We start from the raw sequence: 3521 nt of genomic DNA on the forward strand, positions 1-3521 counted from the left end.
CCACCCGGCGATAATCACTGTCTTCATGCCTGTCTTGAAGACTGGCATCAGCGTCGTCCCGGTCCATCCACCCGCGCTCCTCGCAAGTCAGGTGGCAAATCTCGCTAATGCATAGCCCCCAGGCAAGATGGGGTGATCGTGACGCTCACTATCGACCGGCAAACTCAACCTGGAAATCGATGGTCGAGATCACCGTTGTTGAATGGCAGGCAGTCGTCGCTTTACCTTTGATTGGTTCGTTTTCTCAATAGCCATGCTCATGCTGGACGACAAGGTGCCGGGGCTCCGCGTAAGTCATGCCAGCTAGCGCCTTGTGTCGCCTTTTGTCGGGTCCGCTACGCGAAACTTGTTCTGCCAATTACCCGTCTTGGCTCGGCTAAATAGCCGAAAAGCAATCAAAAAGCCTTCCTCGGCTCTGCCAGCCAAATTGGCACGAGTTTTGATGCGCCTCCACGCGAGGCGGCGAGAACTGCCGACCGACGTCCATGTTGCGGGCAGCTGCGACGAATGGAAACAAGGAAGGCAGCGCATGTCAGGTCTGAGTCTGATCGTATTCTGCGGCAACGGGCATCAGCAAGTCCGCACCTCCCAAAATAAGCTCGCCGCGCTTTGGCGACCTCGGGGCAGGAGATCCTCATCGTTGGGCTACGAGGCCAAAGCCCACGCTACCGCCCGATTCTGAACTCGAAGGCGCAGGATGGAATCACCATGTTTCTTAAAGCTGACGGAACTGAAGTCTGGCTACGGACATCCACAAAGTTGCCTTATCTATCCCTTGCTGGCGAGATCGAAACCTCGGAAGACTACGCTACAATTCGGCCTAGGCTACGTCAGGCCTATGAGTTGCTTTCCGGCATCGCATCTGACGATGCGTTTCTGGCGCAGCAATTCTCGAATGAAGGTGCCTTGGTCTTCTGCGCCAGGCCAGATAAGATTTGCGCTTTGCTTCTGCTAGGAAAATTTAGTCGCGATCGGAAAGGGCGAAAAACCGGTGATGTTCTTAAAGACCTTATCGAAAACATCGTGAACGCCATAGATCGAATCGGCCGGCAGGCGGGCGCCACTATCCGCATCGACTTCATACAGCCTGATCTTGCGATGCGTGTCGGTTGAGAAGGAGGCATTATGAGCCAGCACATCGTCTTCATCGACACCCAATTCGCCCGGCATCGAGACCATGCGTCTTGCCAAGCTAAGGGGATTGCGGGTCTCTCTTACAAATATCGGGCTATCAACACTATGTCGAGACGGCGCGCATAAAGCGCATACACCGGCTCGACGGTATGGGCCGACACGGCCTATCGCTCGAAAAAGAACGAGCAGTGGCTGGAGAAGAACGACTATGTCTCTGACATCCACCAGAAGAAACCGAAGGGTCGGCCCATGAGCGAGGCGACGTCGCGAGCCAATGGGCGGAGATCAAAAACCCGCGCATTCGTCGAACACGTCTTCGCACAGCAGAAATCCTGCATGGGCCTGTTCGTGCGCGCCATCGGCATCGCCCGCGCCAGGACCAAGATCGGCATCGCCAACCTTGCCTACAATCTCACCCGCTTTGACTGGCACGAGGGGCCAACTGCGCCCGCATGACGGCGAAGGCGGCGCAAAACGCCGCCGCGATGCCGAAATCAATCGGCCATCCACCCAGGCAAGGGGCGAAAGCCTTGTCATAGAGTCAGATTCGGCCAACCGCGCCCGTTTGTCCGCCTTGCCGAGCCGCGGTAAATCGATCTGTCCAACTTGATATGCCATTGTCAGCTCGCACCGAAGAATAGCAAAACCCGCACCAATTTTATGCGAGCCGAACGAAAAGTCTTGTGATGGTTTTCCAGAGGTTTAGACGGTCAGAACAAGGGATCGGATAATAAGCCAATGTCGCTGTTTCCACTAACTCGACACGAATAGTCGGATGGCGTTACTTGCGACCGTATCGGCCTCGTCGGAGCGCCCCCAACTCGTGCACGGCAGCGAAATCGAGTTTGCTGAACGCGGTGTGGCCCGAATGACAATTAGAACCCGTTTGACTCGGTGTTGGTGCCCCAACGGAACGACGAACGACCGTCCTCAAGCGACGATGTATCACTCAGAAAGCTCCGACACCCGCCGCACGATCACATGCCACCGTTCATTGCGCGAAGTCCGGGTCGCTCCTTTTTTGCCGTCGAACTCCGGCCCAAGGTGAAGAAAATAGAAACGCTTCGACGCACCAAATGAATACGAAAGGAGGCGCTGCAACCTCTCGGGTGACACTACGTCCGCTTACTCGAGTGAATACCCGTTTGACTTTTCTTGGGCTAGTAAAATTATACCGGATAAGACAAGACAGAGGCCGATCCACTTGGACAAATGCAAAGTTTCCCCGAAAAGATAATACGATGCAACCGTCAGCATTGCAAAGCCTGAACCGGCCAAAATCGGATACGCGACCGAGACTTCCATCGAGTCAAGGGCCTTTGCGTACAAAACTATATTGGTTCCGTAGCATATTACCCCACAAATAAAACCTATTGAGATGAACTTTTCAACAAACACTGCGTCTGGCGGCAGCGATTCCTGACTCCATTTTAGAGATATACTTCCAAGACCAGAATTCAAACCTGCTACCAGAACGGTAAATAGAAATAATTTATTCATTTCGTGCGCATCCAAAACATAGCGCTCTGCTCCTTTGCCGACGGTTTATCGTGTGTTGCTCTGCCTTTTGCCAAGGGGTACCTTGTTAGATCTCCCCTTCTACCTCAACAACTGGTAGAGGGCTAAGAGAATGAGGCGGCTGAGCGTTTCCAAGTTCACTGCGATGGTGGTCGACTCCATTCGCGCAGATTGATCTGCCTTTCGGTCCCGCACAAAATTGACGCCCAATCTCTCCTTGGGGCACGTGTCAACCGTCAGGTCTATGTTAAATGGTTCACACGGCTTAACTGCCTCAGACATTGATGCGCGCACGTTCCATGCCAAAAGGTAAAAGTAGTTCTTGCCGGCATGATAGCTCTACGACCGCTCTGTCCTGTATCCGACACTGTTTGATTTCCGACACAGGTATCCTTGTCGGTTGGATGAATGCGCTAAGCACCGGGAATCTGCTCTTTGGTCGAATTTGCCAATGAGCGCGCCATTGCTTGACGCTGGCAATGTCAAGCAGGCAGAAAGGAGGTCGCGCGGCGGGTACCGGTCAGCGTGACAGCCTGCTGCGCGCCAGACGCTGCTCCTTATGATGAAGGCCCTATCTAACCCTCAGCTCAGCACTGGACTGCCCCTAAAGCGTGCGCTGAAACACGATGCCGGGTCGACGCAGCCGTGCCGCGAGAGCGGCCGCAACAAAGAAGGTCGCACAATGCGGAAGTACCGAAATTTCCGCCAGCGGGACCAAGTGTGAGCGTCACGATCACCCCATCTTGCCTGGGGGCTATGCATTAGCGAGATTTGCCACCTGACTTGCGAGGAGCGCGGGTGGATGGACCGGGACGACGCTGATGCCAGTCTTCAAGACAGGCATGAAGACAGTGATTATCGCCGGGTGG

At 54.5% G+C, this 3521-nt stretch carries 2 protein-coding genes and 1 pseudogene; 2 read left to right on the top strand and 1 reads right to left on the bottom strand.

The features are described from left to right. Nucleotides 1–708: 708 nt before the first annotated feature. A complete protein-coding gene (locus AC0YKC_RS33855; RefSeq protein ID WP_488514224.1) occupies nt 709–1113 on the top strand; it encodes a hypothetical protein in 405 nt (134 codons plus the stop codon). A gap of 156 nt (nt 1114–1269) precedes the next feature. Continuing rightward, a pseudogene (locus AC0YKC_RS33860) lies at nt 1270–1590 on the top strand (transposase); the annotation flags it as partial. 669 nt (nt 1591–2259) lie between these two features. On the opposite strand, the gene AC0YKC_RS33865 reads toward AC0YKC_RS33860, so the two are convergent. Next, nucleotides 2260–2634 carry a DMT family transporter gene (locus tag AC0YKC_RS33865; protein WP_488514225.1) on the bottom strand — a complete coding sequence of 125 codons (375 nt, stop codon included), beginning with the start codon at nt 2632–2634 and terminating at the stop codon, nt 2260–2262. Nucleotides 2635–3521 lie beyond the last annotated feature (887 nt).

Source organism: Mesorhizobium sp. CNPSo 4661 (genome assembly GCF_057784215.1).

Coding starts and splice junctions, on each gene's coding strand:
- AC0YKC_RS33855 (WP_488514224.1), top strand. CDS start 709: ATGTTTCTTAAAGCTGACGGAACTGAAGTCTGGCTACGGACATCCACA.
- AC0YKC_RS33865 (WP_488514225.1), bottom strand. CDS start 2,634: ATGAATAAATTATTTCTATTTACCGTTCTGGTAGCAGGTTTGAATTCT.